Consider the following 17518-nt stretch of genomic DNA (forward strand, 5'->3'; position numbering starts at 1 on the left):
AGCATGGACGTACGGCATCACGCGGACGTAACGCATCACGCGGAGGCACCGCATGGACGTACGGCATCACACGGACGTAACGCATCACGCGGAGGCACCGCATGGACGTACGGCATCACACGGACGTAACGCATCACGCGGAGGCATGCGGCATCGAGAAGATACGCGGGTGGTAGGGCCTTTCCGGGTCCGTCGCACAGTGCACCTACCTCCACCCCGCCCTGTATCCAGGCCCATTCCGCCGCGTGATCGTGGTGCGTAGCGTCGCCGGCATGAAGAAGATCGGGCTGTGGGTGCTGCAGGTGATCGCGGCGCTGACGTTCCTGCTGGCCGCGGTGGGCAAGTTCACCGGGGCGGAGCCGTCGGCGTCGACGTTCGAGGCGATCGGGTGGGGTGTCTGGTTCCGTCACCTGGTGGGTGTGGTGGAGGTGGCGGGGGGCGCGGCGCTGCTGGTGCCTGCGCTGGCCGGGGTGGCCGCGATGGTGCTCGCCGGGTTGATGGCCGGTGCCGTGGTGACCGAGGCGTTCGTGAGCGGCGGGCCGGTGGCGGTGCCGCTGGTGTTGCTCGTGGTGAGCGGGCTGATCGCGTGGGGGCGGAGCGACCGCACCGCTGTGCTCTGGGAGCGTGTCGCGCGGGACGGGCGGGTATGCGACGAGAGTCGCCGCGAGGGGCATTCCTAGAATGACCGGGTGAGCGACGCATTCGTGAGTGAACCGTTCAGAGCACGTAATGACGGACTCAAATGGGCGAAAGCCAAACCAGGCGTCATTCCAGCCTGGGTCGCCGACATGGATCTGCCGACCGCTCCCGCGGTGGTGGAGGCGCTGCGGCGGCGCGCGGAGGGTGATCTCGGCTACCCGGTCTGGCTCGACAGCGCCGATGGCGGGCCGCTGGCGGTCGCTTTCGCGGAGCGGATGGCCGCCAGGTTCGGCTGGGAGCCCGATCCCGGCCTGGTCCGCACCTACAGCGATCTCAACCAGGCCCTCCAGGTGCTGCTGCACGTGTGGACCGCCCCGGGCGACGCGGTGGCGCTGCACGTCCCCGCATACCACCCGTTCCTCGGCACGCTGGAGACCATGGATCGGCCGCTGCGGCCGATCCGGCTGGTGCCGGACGGTGACTCGTGGCGCGCGGAGATCCCCGACCTGACCGGCTGCAGGGTGCTGCTGCTGGTCAACCCGCAGAATCCGACCGGCCGGGTCTTCACCCGCGCGGAGCTGGAGGAGCTGGCCGAGCTGGCCGAGCGGCATGACCTGCTGGTCATCTCCGACGAGATCCACGCGGATCTGGTGTACGAGCCGAACCGGCACATTCCGTTCGCCACGATCCTGCCTGACCGGACAGTCACCCTGACCTCGGCCACGAAGGCGTTCAACCTGGGCGGCATCCGTTGTTCAGTGGCCCACATCGGCTCGGCCGAGCTGCGTAAGGCGCTGGACGAGCAGCCGCCGTTCCTCTTCGGCTCGGCGAACCTGTTCGGTGTGGAGGCCACGGTCGCCGCCTGGGGGCACGGCGACGCCTGGCTGGCGGACACGGTCGCGCTGCTCGACCGCAACCGCCGGACCCTCGCCGAACGCCTGCCCGCCGGTGTCTCGTACCGCGTGCCGGAGGCCACCTACCTGGCGTGGCTCGACTACGGCCGGCCCGGCATGGCGGAGCGGCTGGAGCAGGAGGCGAAGGTGCTCCTCAACGACGGCGCGTCGTTCGGGCCGGGCGGCGAGACGTTTGTACGGCTCAACTTCGCGACGACCGAGCCGGTTCTCGACGAGATCCTCCGGAGGCTGGCCGGCGTCCGGCTATGATCGAAGTTCGCGGGCGACCCCGTCTTCCTGGCCGCCCTCACTCCCAAGGGCACGGCTCCGATCAAGGGCAGGCAGCGTATCAGCGGGCGCTGGTATAACCACAGCCTCGGCTTCAACATAGGGTGCGGCGTCGGCACGTCCAACACGGTGTACGCGATCGGCGAGGGCCACGGGCGCTTCCAGGCGACGGTCGGGGTGACCGGCGGGCGGAGCGACAGTCCGGTGACGTTCACCGTGTTCGCCGACGTCGACGAGGACGAGTGGGGTGACGAGTCCGAGGAGCTGGGGGTCGCCGCCGCGGTGCCAGGGCGGTCGGCCACGCTGGACGTGCCGCTGGACGGGGCCACGCGGATCATTCTGCGGTCCAACGCCTCGCTCTGTGTCAAGGGCATGGCCGTGTGGGCCGACCCTCGGGTCTTCTGACAGAAGCCCGGGTCTCCTGCCCCCGTGGGACAAGGGGGCAGGAGACCGGCCTGGTTACGGGACGGGCGGCAGGTCGGGCGGGGTCGCGGCGGGCGTCTCCTCCAGGGCGGCGAGCGCCAGTTCCACCGCCTTCTCCAGCTGCGGGTCGCGGTCGGCGGTGCGGTCCTGGGGCGTGATGACGACCTCGACGTCCGGGTCGACGCCGTGGTTCTCCACGCCCCAGCCGTGGCCCTCCAGCCAGAACGAGTACCGCGGCTGGGTGACGACGGTGCCGTCGACCAGCGAGTAGCGCTGGTCGATGCCGATCACGCCGCCCCAGGTGCGGACGCCGACCAGGGGCCCGATGTCGCGGTTCTTGATCCCGGCGCTGACGATGTCGCCGTCGGAGCCGGCGAACTCGTCGGTGACGGTGACGACGGGCCCGCGCGGCGAGTCCTCGGGGTAGCGCATCGGCTCGTGGCCGCGTGCCTGGATCCAGCCGGTGACCTTGCGCGACAGCTTCTCCAGGATCAGCTCGGACACGTGCCCGCCGCCGTTCTCGCGCACGTCCACGACGAGTCCTTCGTATGCCATCTCGGTGCGCAGGTCGCGGTGGAACTGCGCCCACCCGGACGCCACCATGTCGGGCACGTGCAGGTAGCCGAGCCGCCCGCCGGACGCCTCGCGGACGTAGGCGCGCCGGTTCTCCACCCAGTCGTGGTAGCGCAGCCGGGTCTCGTCGGAGATCGGGGTGACCACGACCGTGCGGGTCTCGCCGCCGGTGGCGGGGCGGACGGTCAGCTGGATGGGCTGGTTGGCGGTGCCCGCCAGCAGCGGCAGCGGCCCCCGTACCGGATCGACGGGCCGGCCGTTGACGGCGACGAGCGCGTCCCCGGGACGGACGGCGACGCCGGGCGCGAGCAGCGGCGAGCGTGCGTCGTGGTCGGACGACTCGCCGGGCAGGATGCGCGTCACCCGCCAGGTGCCGTCCTCGTCGCGGGCCAGGTCGGCGCCGAGGAGGCCCTGGCGGCGGCGCGGGTCGACGGGCTGGCCGTTGCCGATGGCGTAGGCGTGGGAGGTGCCGAGCTCGCCCTGCACCTCCCAGAGCAGGTCGACCAGTTCCGAGTAGGCGCCGATGCGTTCGACGAGCGGCGCGTAGCGGTCGAGGACGCCCTGCCAGTCGACGCCGTTCATGTCGGCGCGCCAGAAGTGGTCGCGCATGAGGCGCCCGGCCTCGCGGTAGCCCTGCCGCCATTCGGCGACGGGGTCGAGCTGGACGGAGACCCGGTCCAGTTCGATGGTGACGACCTCGTCGCCTTCCGCGGCGGGGCGGGTCTGCAGGCCGTTCTTGCCGTTGACGACGAGCCGGGTGCCGTCGCCGCTCACCTCGAAGGCGCGGTAGTCCTTGCCCAGCTCGCTCTTGGCGCGCTTCTTCAGGTCGTAGCGTTCCAGCACGATCTCGCCGGTGGAGTCGGTGCCGTCGCCGAGGCGGCCGGTGAGCGGGTGGCGCAGCCAGAGCAGCGCGTCCTTGGCGGTGCGCAGGTTGCCGTAGCGGCCGGCGGGCACCGGGACGGGGACCACGCGGGAGGCGAGCCCGTCGGGGTCGACCTCGGTGCGCGGGGGCGCGTCGTCCTTCTTCTTCTCCTCCGCGGGCGGGTGGTCGTCCTCGCCGTTGAAGCCGCGTCCCCGCAGGCTGGGGGCGAACGGGGAGGGGGTGTCGGCGCGCAGCGGCACCAGGTACGGGCGGCAGCCGACGGGGAACGACAGGTCGAACACGTGCGCGTCGTAGACCGGGTCGAACGTCCGGACCGACAGGAACGCCAGGTGCTTGCCGTCGCGGGTGAAGACGGGGTCGTAGTCGGCGAACCGGAGCGGGGTCACCTCGATGGTGGAGGTGCCGTCGACGCGGCCCATCTTGATCTGGGAGAGCGGCTCGTGGTGCGGGTGGACCCAGGCGAGCCAGGCGGAGTCGGGCGAGAACGTGAGCCCGCTGATGTCGCCGTGGCCCGTACGGTCCAGTTCGCGCTGGGCGCCGGTCTCGATGTCGACGACCAGGAGGCGGCCGTCGTGGGTGGCGACGGCGGCGTGCTTGCCGTCGGGCGAGGCTGTCAGGGCGAGGACGCGCCCGAGCTCGCCGGCGGCCAGCGTGCGGATCTCGCCGCCGGGGGTGCCGACCTCCAGGCCGTCCTCGCCGGTGGCGTCGGAGACCCAGATGGCGCGGCCGGTGGAGTCGAGCACGCGCGGCAGCCGGACCCGGACGCCGGGCTCGGCGCGGAGGGTGCCGGCGGGGCCGTCGCGGTGGGTGACCCAGTGGGCGGTGCCGCGGATCTCGACGGCGCTGGCGCGGCCGGTCTCGTCCGGGGAGAACCCGCCGACCTGGGCGGGCGCCGGTCGCTTGGCGCGGGCCGGGCGCGGCCCGCCGAGCTTGATGTCGAGCCGGTACGGTTCCGCGTCCAGGCTTTCCAGCAGCCAGAGGTCGCCGGCGTGGCTGTAGACGATCCGCTCGCCGTCGGAGGTGGCGTGGCGGGCGTAGAACTCCTCGTGGCCGGTGTGCCTGCGCAGGTCGGAGCCGTCGGGCAGGGCGGAGTAGACGTTCCCGGTGCCGTCGCGGTCGGACAGGAAGGCGATTCGGTCGCCGACCCACATGGCGGCCCAGTACTGGGCGGGGCTGTCGGCGAACAGGCGGGTGAACTCTCCGGAGCCTTCGGCGTCGATCCAGATCTTGCCCGCGGTGCCGCCGCGGTAGCGCTTCCACTGGGACGGTTCGCGCCACATGGAGGAGACCGCCACCACCCGGTCGCCGCTGACGTCGAACTCGCTCACCCAGCCGTACGGCAGGCGGGTGGCCGCGCCGCCGTCGAGCGGGACCGCGTAGCCCCACCTCCGCTGCCGGCCGCCCTGCCCGGCGGCGCTGACGACGTGCACGTGGCCGGTGGCGCTCCACCCGCACACCTTGGTCGTCGCGCTTCCCCAGTGGGTGAGCCGCTCGCCTTCCGGTCCGTCGATCTCGGCGGCGAACGCCTCGGGGTCGCCCTCTCGGGTGCTGGTCCAGGCGATGCGGGTGCCGTCGGGTGAGAAGCGGGGGTTCGAGACGGGGATCCGGTCGGCGGTGAACCGCCATGCTCGCCCACCGGCGATCGGGGCGAGCCAGACGTCGTCGTCGGCGACGAAGGTGACCAGGTCACCGGACAGATGGGGGAATCTCAGGTATGCGCCAGTTGTCACAGCTAGACACTAGTGCGCGCCAGGAGTTCCGGGCCAAGAAGACGGAATTACTCCGCCCCCCCTGAAGGCACGGTCAAAACCGGACACAAGGCAGGATGTCATGAAAAAGCATGGGAAGGGGTGAGGGATCGCATCACTCGGGAGGCACCATGCGCATCTTCGCCCGGCCCCACCAGATCCCGCCCCGCGCGGTCGCCGGGGCCTTCATCCTGAACTCCGGCCTGAACAAGGCCGACCCCGACGAGGAGGCGGCGGCCGTCATCCACGGCATGGCCGTCGGCACCTACCCCTTCCTGGCCGAGCAGCATCCGCAGCGGTTCACGAAGCTGGTCTCCGCGGCCGAGGTCGCGCTCGGCGCCGCGCTGCTGATGCCCGTGGTGCCCTCGCTGGTGGCCGGGGCCGCGCTGACCGCCTTCGCCGGCAGCCTGCTCGGCCTCTACCTCAAGACGCCCGGCATGCGCGAGGAGGGCAGCCTCAAGCCCACCCAGGAGGGCATCGGGCTGGCCAAGGACGTGTGGCTGCTCGGCATCGGCCTCGGCCTGGTGCTGGAGGAGCTCTGCGACCGCAAGTCATCCCCGTCCTCCGGAGCGTGACGCGATGGCGAAGATCGGCTACACCCTGATGTGCGAGCAGACGCCGGCCCGGCAGCTCGTCGACTTCGCGGCCCGGGCCGAGCAGGCCGGGTTCGACTACGCCGTCATCTCCGACCACTACTTCCCGTGGCTGGAGGAGATGGGCCACTCCCCGTACGCCTGGTCGGTGCTCGGCGCCGCCGCGCAGGCCACCGAGCGGCTGCCCCTGATGACGTACGTGACGTGCCCGACCATGCGCTACCACCCGGCGGTGGTGGCGCAGAAGGCCGCCACGATGGCGGTGCTGAGCGGCGGCCGGTTCTCGCTCGGGCTCGGGGCGGGCGAGAACCTGAACGAGCACGTCATCGGCGAGGGCTGGCCGTCCGCCGACACCCGCCACCGCATGCTCGTCGAGGCGGTACGGATCATCAAGGAACTGCTCGGCGGCGGCTACGTCACCTATCAGGGCGAGTTCTACGACGTGGACTCGGCCAAGCTCTACGACCTGCCGGAGGAGCCCATCCCGATCGGCATCGCGGCCTCCGGCGGCGACTCGGCCCGGCTCGCGGCCGAACACGCGGACATCCTCGTGGTCAACGAGCCGATGCCTGAGGTGGTGCGGCGCTTCCAGGGCGACGGCGGCTCGGGCAAGCCCGTGTACGGTCAGCTCGCGCTCTCGTACGACACCGACGCGGAGGCCGCCAGGGAACGGGCGCACCGGCTGTGGCGGTGGGCGTCGGCCGGCGGCTGGAAGGTGCTGGCCGAGCTGCCCGGCCCGGTCAACTTCGCGGCCGCCACCGGCACGGTCAGGCCGGAGGACGTGGCGCGGAGCGTGCCGTGCGGCGCCGACGTGGACGCGGTCGTCGAGGCGGCCCGCGCCTACGTCGAGGCCGGCCACACCCACATCGCCCTGGTCCAGATCGGTGCCGACCAGCAGGAACCCTTCTTCTCCTGGGCCGAGAAGGAACTCCTCCCAGCCCTGCGCCGACTCTGACCGCACTCGGCGAATCAGCACAGAACAGACAGGGGTTATAGAAGAGAAGAGCCGCCGCACCATCCGTGCGGCGGCCTTTCCCGTACGTACGACTCAGGGAACGATGTTGACCAGCTTCGGCGCGCGCACGATCACCCGCCGGGGCTCCCCGTCGAGGTGGGCGCGGACCTTCTCGGAGGCCAGCGCCAGAGACCGCAGCTCCTCCTCGGCGATCTCGGGCGAGACCTCCAGCCGGTCGCGGACCTTGCCCGCCACCTGGACCACGCAGGTCACCAGGTCCTGCACCAGCAGCGCGGGCTCGGCGCTCGGCCAGCCGGCCTTGGCGACGGTGCCGGTGCGGCCGAGCCGCTCCCAGCCCTCCTCGGCGGTGTAGGGCGCCACCAGGGACAGCATGATCGCCAGCGTCTCGGCGGCCTCGCGGACCGCCGGGTCGGCGGGGCCCGCGCCGGAGTCGATGGCCCGCCGGGCGGCGGTGGTCAGCTCCATCATGCGGGCCACCGCGACGTTGAACCGGTAGGACTCGACCAGCTTGGTGACCTCGTCGATCGTCCGGTGGGTGACCTTGCGCAGCTCCACGTCGCCGCCGTCGAAGGCGACGCCCGGCTCGCTGGTCACGTCGGACATCACGCGCAGCGCACGGGCCAGGAACTTCTGCGACGCGGCCGGCGAGACGTCGGCCCAGTCGATGTCCTCCTCGGGCGGGCCCGCGAAGACCATCGTCAGGCGGACCGCGTCGACGCCGTAGGCGTCGATCTGCTCGCCCAGGTCGACGCCGTTGCCCAGCGACTTGGACATCGCCTTGCCGCGGTTGATGACCTGGCCCTGGTTGAGCAGGCGCAGGAACGGCTCGGTGAAGTCGACCATGCCCATGTCGTACAGGACCTTGGTGAAGAACCGCGAGTAGAGCAGGTGGAGCACGGCGTGCTCGACACCGCCGACGTACTGGTCGATCGGGCCCCACTTGCGGACCTGCTCGACGTCGAACGGGCCGTCGGTGTAGCCCGGCGAGCAGTAACGCAGGAAGTACCACGACGAGTCGACGAAGGTGTCCATCGTGTCGGTGTCGCGCTGGGCCCGGCCGCCGCACTTGGGGCAGTCGACGTTGACCCAGTCGGTGGCGCCGGCCAGCGGGCTGATGCCCTTGGGCGCCAGCGCCTCGCCGCGCAGGTCGGGCAGGGTGACCGGCAGCTGCTCGTCGGGGACGGGCACCTCGCCGCAGTCGGGGCAGTGGATGATCGGGATCGGCGTGCCCCAGTAGCGCTGGCGGGACAGCAGCCAGTCGCGCAGCCGGAAGTTGACCGCGGCCTTGCCCTTGCCCTCGGTCTCCAGGATCTCGACGATCTTGGCGATGGCCTCGGCCTTGCTCAGCCCGTCGAGCGGCCCGGAGTTGACCAGCCGGCCCTCGCCGGGGGTGGCGACGCCGGACTCGCCGGGGTCGGCCAGCCCGGTGTGGACCACGACGCGCACCGGCAGGCCGAACTTGCGCGCGAAGTCGAGGTCGCGCTGGTCGTGGGCGGGCACCGCCATGATGGCGCCGTGGCCGTAGTCGGACAGCACGTAGTCGGCGGCCCAGACGGGGATGCGCTCGCCGTTGACCGGGTTGATCGCGTAGCGGCCCAGGAAGACGCCGGTCTTCTCCTTCTCGGTGGACAGCCGCTCGATGTCGCTCAGCTTGGCGACCTCGGCGCGGTAGGCCTCGAAGGCGGGGCGCTGCTCGTCGGTGACGATCTCGTCGGCCAGCGCCGCGTCGACGGCGACCACGAAGAACGTGGCGCCGAACAGGGTGTCGGGCCGGGTGGTGAAGACCTGCACCGGCTCGTCGCGGCCCTCGATCGTGAAGAGCACGTCGGCGCCCTCGGACCGGCCGATCCAGTTGCGCTGCATGGTCATGACGCGCTCGGGCCAGCCGCCTTCGAGCTGTTCCATGTCGTCCAGCAGGCGCTGCGCGTAGTCAGTGATCTTGAAGTACCACTGGGTGAGCTCGCGCCTTATGACGTCGGCGCCGCACCGCTCGCACTTGCCCGCCACGACCTGCTCGTTGGCCAGCACGGTCTGGTCGTTGGGGCACCAGTTGACCAGGCCGCCCTTGCGGTAGGCCAGGCCGCGCTCGAAGAAGCGGTTGAACAGCCACTGGTTCCAGTGGAAGTACTCAGGGTCGCTGGTGTGGAGGCGGCGCGACCAGTCGAAGGAGATGCCGTAGCGCTTGAACGAGGTGGCCTGCGTCTCGATGTTGCGGTAGGTCCACTCGGCGGGGTGGGCGTTCCGCCTGATCGCGGCGTTCTCCGCGGGCAGGCCGAAAGAGTCCCAGCCGATCGGGTGGAGCACGTTGTAGCCGCGCTGGAACCAGTAGCGCGCGATGACGTCCGCGAGAGCGAAGACCTCGCCGTGGCCCATGTGGAGGTCACCCGAGGGGTACGGGAACATGTCGAGGAGGTAGCGCCGCTCCCGGGGGTCGGCCGGGTCCTCACTCGCCCGGAACGGGTCCATCTCCTCCCAGCGCGGCAGCCACTTGGCCTGGAGCGCCTGCGGGTCGTACTCACTCACGGCGGTTGTCCTTCTGATTGACTCGGACCCATAAGAAAGCCCCCCGTGACCAGAACGAGGGGCAGCCGCGACGGCGAGACTTTCAGAACCGTCGCGGCCCGCTAAGCAGCAGGGTCGCGGAACGCATACGTCAAGCCTAGCGCACGTCTTCGGTTGAATGCGGGCGGTCGATCGAGGTCCGCGGGCACAATAGACCCTTCAGGTTCGCGAGACCTGATGGTGATCCATCCGTTGTGACCTCATATGTCCCATTAGAATACGCTCGTCACCGTGGTGCACTCAGCTGGACCGGAACGCTCGGAGGCCGATCTGCCGATGCAGGATCCGCCGACCGATCCGCATGGCTTCGCCCGTTTCGCTGCGGAGTCGGCTGACTCTCTTGGAAAATCCCATGAGATCATGCACGCGACGTCGAATCCGGACAAGTATTCAGGAGGGCCGGACCCCATGGCATCGGAGAACTCCGGAGCATCGCACCGGCCACCCTCCTGGCCCGAGGTTCCACGGCAGGACGTGCCCACCTCCTGGCCCGAGACGCCCGCGCCCGGCCCGCAGCCCTCGTGGCCCGAACCGCCGCGCGACGACGCGCCCGGCGGCTGGCCCGAGCCTTCCGGCGGCCCCACCTCCTGGCCGCCCGCCCAGCCGCCCGCGCCGTCCTGGCCCGAGCCGCCCGCCCCGAGCGGCGGGCCCCCTCAGTCTTCGCAGTCCTCGCAGCCCTCGTGGCCCGAGCCGCCGCCGGTCAAGGACCCGCTGCCCGCGTGGTCCGAGTCCCCGCGCTCGTCGTCGCCCTCCGACGCCTGGTCCAACCTGAACTCCCCCGCCCCCTGGCCCCGGCCGGCCGACAACCCGCCCGCCGACCCGCTGGAGGGCACCATGACCATGGACCGGGTCTCCGACCAGCCGAAGCCCGCGCCGGTGCCCAACGACCCGGACTCCTCCGTCCTGGGCTCGTACGGGCCGGGCAACCTCGAAGACCACCCCGGCCGCGCCAAGAGCTCCGCGGCCGCCGCCGCCGAGCGGACGATGATGTACGGCCGAGCAGACCTCACCGGCGCCCAGAGCTCCGGTGGTTCCGACGCCCCCGGCGGCGCAGACGGCTACGGCGGCCACGGAAGCGGCGCCGACGGGTATGGCGGCCACGGCAGTGGCGGCTACGGCGGGACCGACGGGTACGGCGGCCACGGTAGTGGCGGTTACGGCGGGGCTGACGGCTACGGCGGTCGTGGCGGCCCCGGAAGCGGTGATGGTTATGGCGGTCGCGGAAGCGGTGACGGCTACGGTGCCGACGGGTACGGGGGTCGCGGAAGCGGTGGAGCCGACGGTTACGGCAGGTCCGGTGGTACAGGCGAGTATGGCCGTCAGCCGCAGAGCGGGCAGTCCGGGCTGGCGGATCTCGTGAGGAGCGGACACCCGGGCGGGCCGGAAGGCAACGCCGGTCCAGGCGCGCGTGCGCATGCCGGAGCAGGTGTTGACGCTCCCACCGGCCCCGGTGGCGCGGGCGGCCCAGGTGGAGCCGGTGCCGGGGGACCCGGCGGGGCGGGCTCTGGTGGATTCGGTGGCCCAGGCGGACCCGGTGCTGGCGGACCCGGTGCTGGTGGCCCGGGCGGTGCCGGTCCCGGTGGGCCTGGTGCCGGCGGGTATGGGCCTGGTGGTCCCGGTGGGCGCGGCGGGTATGGGCCTGGGGGGCCGAGTGGGCCTCAGGGTCCAGGCGGCCCCGGCGGCAATTACGGGCCGGGTGGGCCGGACAACCCGTATGGGCCGGGCGGGCAGGACGGTCCGTATGGGCCAGGTGGGCGTGGCGGCGAGCAGGGGCGGCCGGGGGCGAACCTGAGCCGCGACCCCTCCGACCCCGACCGCCCGTTCGTGACGGCGGGTCAGATCGGCAGCTCCCGGACCCCTCCCCCGGAGCGCCAGCAGGAGCTCTGGAACACGGTCTTCGGCGACAACTACCAGGCGATGGGCGAGCCGGACTCCCTGGAGGAGCCGGGCAAGCCGCTGTGGATCTACGCGCTGGCCAGCTCGGCCGCCGTCGCGTTGGTGATCGCGCTGGTGTGGGCGTTCCTGGCGGGCCCGCTGGCCAGTGACGACTCCAGCGCGAGCGCCGCGGAGGCCACCCCGTCCCAGGCGCCCTCGGCCGCGCCGAAGAAGACCTCCAGCACGATCGGCAGGCTGCCCAACTACCGGGGCCAGGCGTCGCCCGTGACGGGCGTCGTGCAGGACTCGCAGGCGGGCATCCAGGTCCCGAGGCTGGGCGGCGACTGGCGGCTCGACGAGCGGCCCACGGTCAAGGGCACGTACGGGTACGACACCCGCCAGTACGCCATGGTCGGCGACGACCTGGCCGCCCAGGTGATGACCGGCCCGCTGCCGGAGAAGTTCGCGGGCAGGTACACCTCGCCGGACGACCTGGAGCCGGTGATCAAGGCGGTCGTGGTCGACGCGCGCAAGCGGCTCTACTCCGACGGCAACAAGGTGCGCAAGATCGCGCAGCAGCCGCTCAAGGTGGGCGACAGCACGGGCAGGCTCATCGCCTACTCGCTGACGTCGCCCACCGAGAAGGCGACGATCGTCGCCGCGGCGATCAACACGGGCGGCGACCTGCCGGCGATCGTCTTCATGTCGGTGCCCGCCGAGGGCAAGTCGCTGCTGCCGGACGTCAACACCGTCGTCAAGCGGCTGCGCCTGCTCCAGGGCTGAGCGCCGTCAGAAGACGCACTCCATGTGCTTGATGCCGTTGATGAAGGCGGAGTGCAGCCGGTCCGGCTTGTGACCTTCGATGCCGGGGACGCGCCGCAGCAGTTCGCGGAACATCACCGTGATCTCGCGGCGCGCCAGGTGGGCGCCGAGGCAGAAGTGCGGCCCGGGCCCGCCGAAGCCGACGTGCGGGTTGGGCTGGCGAGTGATGTCGAACCGCTCGGGGTCGTCGAACACCGCGGGGTCGCGGTTGGCGGCCCAGTAGTAGAGCACGACCTTCTCGCCCTGGCGGTACTGGTTGCCGTTCATGACGTGGTCGCGGGTGACCTTGCGGCGCATGAAGTTGACCGGTGACGCGAGGCGGACGATCTCCTCGACGGCTGTCGGGGCGTGCTTGTCGAAGTCCTGGCGCCAGAGTTCGCGCTGGTCGGGGTTCTTGGTGAGCAGGCGCAGCCCGTACGAGATCGCGTTGCGGGTGGTCTCGTTGCCCGCCACGACGAGCAGGATGAAGAACGAGCCGAGCTCCTGCGAGGTCAGCCGCTCGCCGTCGATGTTGGCGTTGACCAGCGAGGAGGTGAGGTCGCCGGTCGGGTTGTCGAGGCGGTGCGCGGCCAGGTCCTGCATGAGCTGCTGGAGTTCCATGCCGGCGGTGAGCAGGCGTTCGGCGATGCCCTCGACGTCGGTGCCGACGTACTCGGGGTCGAAGCCGCCGAGGATCATGTTGGACCGCTCGAAGACGAACTGGTAGTCCCGCTCGGGGATGCCCATCATGTCGCAGATGATCTTCAGGGGCAGGCGGGCGGCGACCTCGGTGACGAAGTCGCAGCCGGGGCCGGTGACGAGGAGGTCGTCGACGATCTTCTCGGCGGCGGTCTCGACGTCCGACTCGAACTGTTTGATCATCTTGGGCGTGAAGGCGCGGGAGACGATGCGCCGCAGGCGGGCGTGGCGCGGGTCGTCCATGTTGATCATGGAGCCGAAGTACTCGGCGAACTCCGGGGGCAGGTCGGGGATGTTCGTCGCGCCGCCTTGCCCCGAGGAGAAGACCTCCGGGTTGCGGCTGGCTTCGAGGATGTCGGCGTGCCGCACGAGCGCGTGGTAGCCGGGGCCCTTCGGGGCGAAGGAGATCTCGGGCTCCTCGAAGAAGACCGGCGTGTCTCGCCGGCGGAGCAGATCGAAGGCCTGCCTGCGCTCCGACATGGGCCTGGCCCAGAAGGAACTGTCCGACAGGTCGAATTCGAGGGCGGTCATGGAGCCATCATTCGAGCCCCGGCGGCCGTTAGTCAATGGGGTGGACGTACACCGTACGTATCTTTCGCGAAAAGCCGGTCGCCGGGGCTTCCGGGCGGTCGCTAAACTGCCCGCGTGAACTTCTTCTTCCTGCGCTAGCGATCCGCCGGCGGGTCGCGGACGACCCCACCGCCGGTGATGCGGGACGGCCTGCCGCCGTCCCGGGTCGCGACGTGGGAGAAGAACGCAGGTGCGGTACGCACGACCTGCGGAGGGTCGCCGGGCGCGTCCCTTCGCGCGCTTCGCCGTGGCCAGGTCGGTTCGAGGGCTCGAACCCCTGGTCGCCGCTGAGATCGAGAACTCCCGGCTGGGCCGGGTCCACGGACTGCGCCATCGTGAGGTGTGGTTCGAACCGGAAGGCTCCGGGCTGACGGGGCTGCGAACGGCCGACGACGTCCTGCTGGTGGCGGCCGTCGTGGACGGCGTCGGGGCCGCCCGCTCGGCCCTCCGCCGCCTCGGCGCCGCCGCCCGTACCATCACCCCTTTCGAACCTGTAGTGCCGGGAGAGGCCGGAAGGTCGTCAGAGACCGGCTTTCCCGGAGTCACCGGGTTGGAGGTGTCGGCGTCGTTCGTGGGACGGCGTAACTACACGCGGTTCGAGATCGAGGACGCCGTCGGGGCGGAGCTGTCGCGGCGGCTGCGGCTGCCGTATTTTTCGAGGTCAGGCGGGGTGGCGCCGCCCGCCGGGTGCGTGGCGTGGCGGGTCACGATCGAGGACGACCGCGCGGTGATCGCGGTACGGGTCGCGGAACGGCCCCTGCATCGGCGGGCGTACAAGACGGCCTCGATCCGGGGCACCCTGCACCCGCCGGTGGCCGCCGCGATGGCTGCTCTCGCCCGGCTCGACGGCGTGCGCACGATCCTGGACCCCTGCTGTGGCGCGGGCACCACCCTCATCGAAGCCGCCGTGCTCGCCCCTGGAGCCCGCCTGCTCGGCCTGGACCACGACCCGCACGCGATCGCCGCCGCCCGCTCGAACGCCTACCGCGCCCTCGGAGGCTGGGACCGAACGACCCGCCCCACCGAAGTGCGGGTTGAGCGGAAAGCGGGGGTTGAGGGGGAAGCGCGGGCCAAGGCGCGGGTTGGGACAGCTCGGGCCGAAGCGCAGGTGAAGGGGTCAGCGCAGGGCATGACGCGGGCCGAGTGGAAAGCACATGCCGAAGCGCGGGTTGAGTGGGTGGCGGGGGATGCGGGGTCGGTGCCGTTGGAGGAGGGCAGTGTCGATCGGGTGCTGGTGAATCCGCCGTGGGGGCGTCAGGTGCCGCCCGCCGGGGTGCTGGCCGGGAGGCCGGACCGGTTGTGGCGGGAGGTGCGGCGGGTGCTGGTCCCGGATGGGCTGGTGGTGGCGTTGCTGTACGACCTCGACGGAGGTCCGCCGGGGTTCGAGGTGGTGGAGCGGGTGCCGGTGAGCCTGTCGGGGCGGCGTCCCGTGCTGGTGGCGCTGAGGCCTAGAGCCAGTCGAGGATGAGGCGGTTGACGGCGTCCGGCCGTTCCAGGTGGAGGAAGTGGCCGGCGCCGGGCACCAGTTCGGCGCGGGAGCCGGGCGGCAGGTGCGGGAGCGCCTGCTTGGCCGCGTCGGGGGTGAGGCAGCCGTCCTGGTCGCCGTGGAGGTAGAGGATGGGGGTCGACTCCGCCCGGCCGGGGTCCGGGTAGCGGCCGGTGGGCGGGGTGGTGCCCAGCATGGCGCGGTAGTAGCCGATGGCCGCCGCCAGGTTGGCGGGTTCTCCGATGCTGCGGCGGACGAAGGCGAGGTCGTCGGTGGCGTCGTAGCCGGGTGACCAGTCGTTCCAGAGCCGTTCCAGGAACCCCGGTGACGCCGCGGCGGCCTCGGCCAGCGGCGTCTGGAAGAGGAACACGTAGAACGACCTCTTGAGCTGGTCGTACTGCATGAGCGTGGTGCGCAGCGCCGCGGGCGGCGGGACCGCCATGGTGACGGCGGCCCGGAACCGGTCGGCGAGGGCGTAGACGGGGAGCGTCCCCCAGTCGTGCCCGATGAGGACGGCGTGCTCGTCGCCGCCGAGTTCCTCGTGGAGCGCGAGGACGTCGGCGGCGAGCGCGGCGCCCTCGTAGGCGGCGTCGGCGGGGATTTCGGTCGGCGCGTAGCCGCGCGTGAAGGGCGCGACGGCGCGGTAGCCGCGTTCGGCGAGCGCGGGCATCAGGTGGCGCCAGGTGTGCGCGGTGTCGGGGAAGCCGTGCAGGCAGAGCGCCAGCGGCCCGTCCCCTACGGTCAGGTACGAGAACTCCACACCGTTGGCGTGGACGGTCCTGATTTCCATAGCAGCGCAACCTAACATTCCGGACACCCGGAAGGGGAGCGGTCCGGCGTGATCAGCTCTGCGCGATCAGGTCGGCCGCCTTCTCGCCGATCATCACCGCGGGGGCGTGGGTGTGGCCGCGGTTGAGCGTCGGCATGATCGAGGCGTCCGCCACCCGGAGGCCCGCGACGCCGCGGACGCGCAGCGACGGGTCCACGACCGACGCCTCGTCGGCGCCCATCCGGCAGGTGCCGACGGGGTGGTAGAGGGTTTCGGCGCGGTCCCGGATCCACTGGGCGATCTCCTCGTCGCTCTCGGGCGAGGTGTAGGGGGGCATCGGCCCGCCCGCGTACGGTTTCATCGCGTTGGTGGCGAGGATCTGCTTGGCGGTCTTGAGCCCGGCGGTCAGGCGTCTGAGGTCGACGCCGGCGCTCAGGTAGGCGGGGTCGATGACGACGTCGCGGCCGTTCAGCCCGACCCGGCCCCGGCTCTCGGGCTGCAGCAGCACGACGCCGACGGTCATGCCGTGGCCGGTGGGCGGCTTGAGGCCGTGCTCGACGAACGGCACGGGGGCGTAGACGAGTTCGATGTCGGGGGCGGGCTCCTCCGGGGAGGTCCGGACGAAGGCGACGGCCTCGCCGACGTTGGAGGTGAGCATGCCCGAGCGGAAGACGAGGTAGCGCAGCAGGTTGGCGACGGACTCGGCCCTGGTGAGGGTGACGGGCTTGGTGCAGGAGACGAACGCGCCGGTGGACAGGTGGTCCTGGAGGTTCTTGCCGACCTCGGGCAGGTCGCGCACGACGGGCACGCCGGCGTCGTGCAGTTCGGCGCCGTCGCCGACGCCGGAGCGCATGAGCAGGTACGGCGAGCCGACGGCGCCCGCGGCCAGGATGACCTCGCGCCTGGCCCGGATCCTCGCGCCGCCGCTGTGCTCGATGCCGGTGGCGCGCCCGTCCTCGATGACGACCCGGTCCACGGACGCCTCGGTGATCACGGTGAGGTTGGGGCGTTTCATCGCGGGCCGCAGGTAGGCGTCCGCGGCGCTCCAGCGGCGGCCCCGGTCCTGGGTGACGGGGGTGGGGCTGTAGCCCTCGTTGGAGGGGCCGTTGAGCTCGTCGAGCCGGCGTAACCCGATCTCCTCGCAGGCTTTGAGGAAGGCGGCGGTGGTGACGTTGGGGCTGCGCAGGTCGGAGACGTAGAGCGGGCCGGCGGTCCCGTAGACGCCGCCGTGGTTGCTGCCGACGCGGCGCTCGGCCAGGCGGAAGTACGGCAGCACGTCCTCGTACGACCAGCCGGGGACGCCCCACTGGTCGTAGTCCAGGGCGCAGCCGCGTACCCACATCTGGGCGTTGAGCGAGGAGGAGCCGCCGATGACCCGCCCGCGCGGCCAGTAGAGCTCGCGCCCAGCCATCTCGCCCTGCTTGGCGGTGGTGAGATTCCAGTCGTACGGGGTCTTGAAGAGTTTGGAGAAGCCGAGCGGCATGCGGATCTCCAGCTTGTCGTCCCGGCCGCCGGCCTCGACGAGCACCACGGAGACCCCGGGATCGGCCGAGAGGCGTCCCGCGAGGACGCATCCCGCCGACCCGGCCCCGACGATCACGTAGTCGTACTCCATGAACCCCTCCCAGGGGCGAGGAAAATCTGCTCTCTGCTTACTCCAGGAGAACGATCGCGTCCATATGCATCTGTTACCTGAGTTACCTACCGGTTGGTATGGCTCGCTGCGAGTATTGGCGCAAG

At 71.4% G+C, this 17518-nt stretch carries 14 protein-coding genes; 8 read left to right on the forward strand and 6 right to left on the reverse strand.

Annotated elements, in window-relative coordinates:
- Window positions 1-272 precede the first annotated feature (272 nt).
- The 3 genes from AB0J42_RS17030 to AB0J42_RS17040 all read left to right on the forward strand — a co-directional run bounded on the left by AB0J42_RS17030 (window position 273) and on the right by AB0J42_RS17040 (window position 2225).
- Entirely contained in the window at window positions 273-680 is a 408-nt protein-coding gene (locus tag AB0J42_RS17030; RefSeq protein WP_364294909.1) for a DoxX family protein, read from the forward strand.
- Between the two features lie 108 nt (window positions 681-788).
- Window positions 789-1802, forward strand: coding sequence for an aminotransferase class I/II-fold pyridoxal phosphate-dependent enzyme (locus AB0J42_RS17035; RefSeq protein ID WP_364294912.1), 1014 nt, complete (start codon window positions 789-791; stop codon window positions 1800-1802).
- Window positions 1803-1949: 147 nt separating this feature from the next.
- The gene (locus tag AB0J42_RS17040; protein WP_364294915.1) at window positions 1950-2225 is read left to right on the forward strand and encodes a hypothetical protein; all 276 of its coding nucleotides are present in this window, start codon (window positions 1950-1952) and stop codon (window positions 2223-2225) included.
- Between the two features lie 54 nt (window positions 2226-2279).
- Here the strand turns inward: AB0J42_RS17040 and AB0J42_RS17045 are convergent, their stop codons facing one another.
- The gene (locus AB0J42_RS17045; protein ID WP_364294918.1) at window positions 2280-5429 is read right to left on the reverse strand and encodes a PDZ domain-containing protein; all 3150 of its coding nucleotides are present in this window, start codon (window positions 5427-5429) and stop codon (window positions 2280-2282) included.
- Window positions 5430-5578: 149 nt separating this feature from the next.
- On the opposite strand from AB0J42_RS17045, the gene AB0J42_RS17050 reads away from it, so the two are divergent.
- Complete coding sequence (locus AB0J42_RS17050; RefSeq protein ID WP_364294921.1) at window positions 5579-6022, forward strand: hypothetical protein; 444 nt, start codon at window positions 5579-5581, stop codon at window positions 6020-6022.
- A 4-nt stretch (window positions 6023-6026) separates the two neighbouring features.
- Window positions 6027-6995, forward strand: a complete 969-nt coding sequence (locus AB0J42_RS17055; RefSeq protein WP_364294924.1) for a TIGR03557 family F420-dependent LLM class oxidoreductase — start codon at window positions 6027-6029, stop codon at window positions 6993-6995.
- A gap of 93 nt (window positions 6996-7088) precedes the next feature.
- Here the strand turns inward: AB0J42_RS17055 and leuS are convergent, their stop codons facing one another.
- Together leuS and AB0J42_RS17065 are read right to left on the reverse strand one after the other, a co-directional pair.
- Entirely contained in the window at window positions 7089-9539 is a 2451-nt protein-coding gene (leuS, locus tag AB0J42_RS17060) for a leucine--tRNA ligase (protein ID WP_364294927.1), read from the reverse strand.
- Between the two features lie 692 nt (window positions 9540-10231).
- Window positions 10232-10588 (reverse strand): hypothetical protein, encoded by a 357-nt coding sequence (locus AB0J42_RS17065; RefSeq protein WP_364294930.1) that lies wholly within the window; start codon window positions 10586-10588, stop codon window positions 10232-10234.
- A 419-nt stretch (window positions 10589-11007) separates the two neighbouring features.
- On the opposite strand from AB0J42_RS17065, the gene AB0J42_RS17070 reads away from it, so the two are divergent.
- Both AB0J42_RS17070 and AB0J42_RS17075 read left to right on the forward strand, forming a co-directional pair.
- Window positions 11008-11370, forward strand: coding sequence for a hypothetical protein (locus tag AB0J42_RS17070; protein WP_364294933.1), 363 nt, complete (start codon window positions 11008-11010; stop codon window positions 11368-11370).
- Between the two features lie 32 nt (window positions 11371-11402).
- A complete protein-coding gene (locus AB0J42_RS17075) occupies window positions 11403-12236 on the forward strand; it encodes a hypothetical protein (protein ID WP_364294936.1) in 834 nt (277 codons plus the stop codon).
- A 6-nt stretch (window positions 12237-12242) separates the two neighbouring features.
- On the opposite strand, the gene AB0J42_RS17080 is transcribed toward AB0J42_RS17075, so the two are convergent.
- On the reverse strand, window positions 12243-13484 hold the full coding sequence (locus tag AB0J42_RS17080) for a cytochrome P450 (protein ID WP_364294939.1): 1242 nt from the start codon (window positions 13482-13484) through the stop codon (window positions 12243-12245).
- Window positions 13485-13770: 286 nt separating this feature from the next.
- Between AB0J42_RS17080 and AB0J42_RS17085 the strand changes: the two genes are divergently transcribed.
- Complete coding sequence (locus AB0J42_RS17085; RefSeq protein WP_364294942.1) at window positions 13771-14991, forward strand: methyltransferase domain-containing protein; 1221 nt, start codon at window positions 13771-13773, stop codon at window positions 14989-14991.
- Here the strand turns inward: AB0J42_RS17085 and AB0J42_RS17090 are convergent.
- Together AB0J42_RS17090 and AB0J42_RS17095 are read right to left on the reverse strand one after the other, a co-directional pair.
- Window positions 14972-15799 (reverse strand): alpha/beta hydrolase, encoded by an 828-nt coding sequence (locus tag AB0J42_RS17090; protein WP_364294945.1) that lies wholly within the window; start codon window positions 15797-15799, stop codon window positions 14972-14974. The two genes, AB0J42_RS17085 and AB0J42_RS17090, sit on opposite strands and share 20 nt — an antisense overlap.
- 52 nt (window positions 15800-15851) lie before the next feature.
- Window positions 15852-17393 (reverse strand): GMC family oxidoreductase N-terminal domain-containing protein, encoded by a 1542-nt coding sequence (locus tag AB0J42_RS17095; protein ID WP_364294948.1) that lies wholly within the window; start codon window positions 17391-17393, stop codon window positions 15852-15854.
- Window positions 17394-17518: the final 125 nt, after the last annotated feature.

Source organism: Nonomuraea sp. NPDC049649 (assembly GCF_040675175.1).
In the GTDB taxonomy this organism is placed as follows: domain Bacteria; phylum Actinomycetota; class Actinomycetes; order Streptosporangiales; family Streptosporangiaceae; genus Nonomuraea.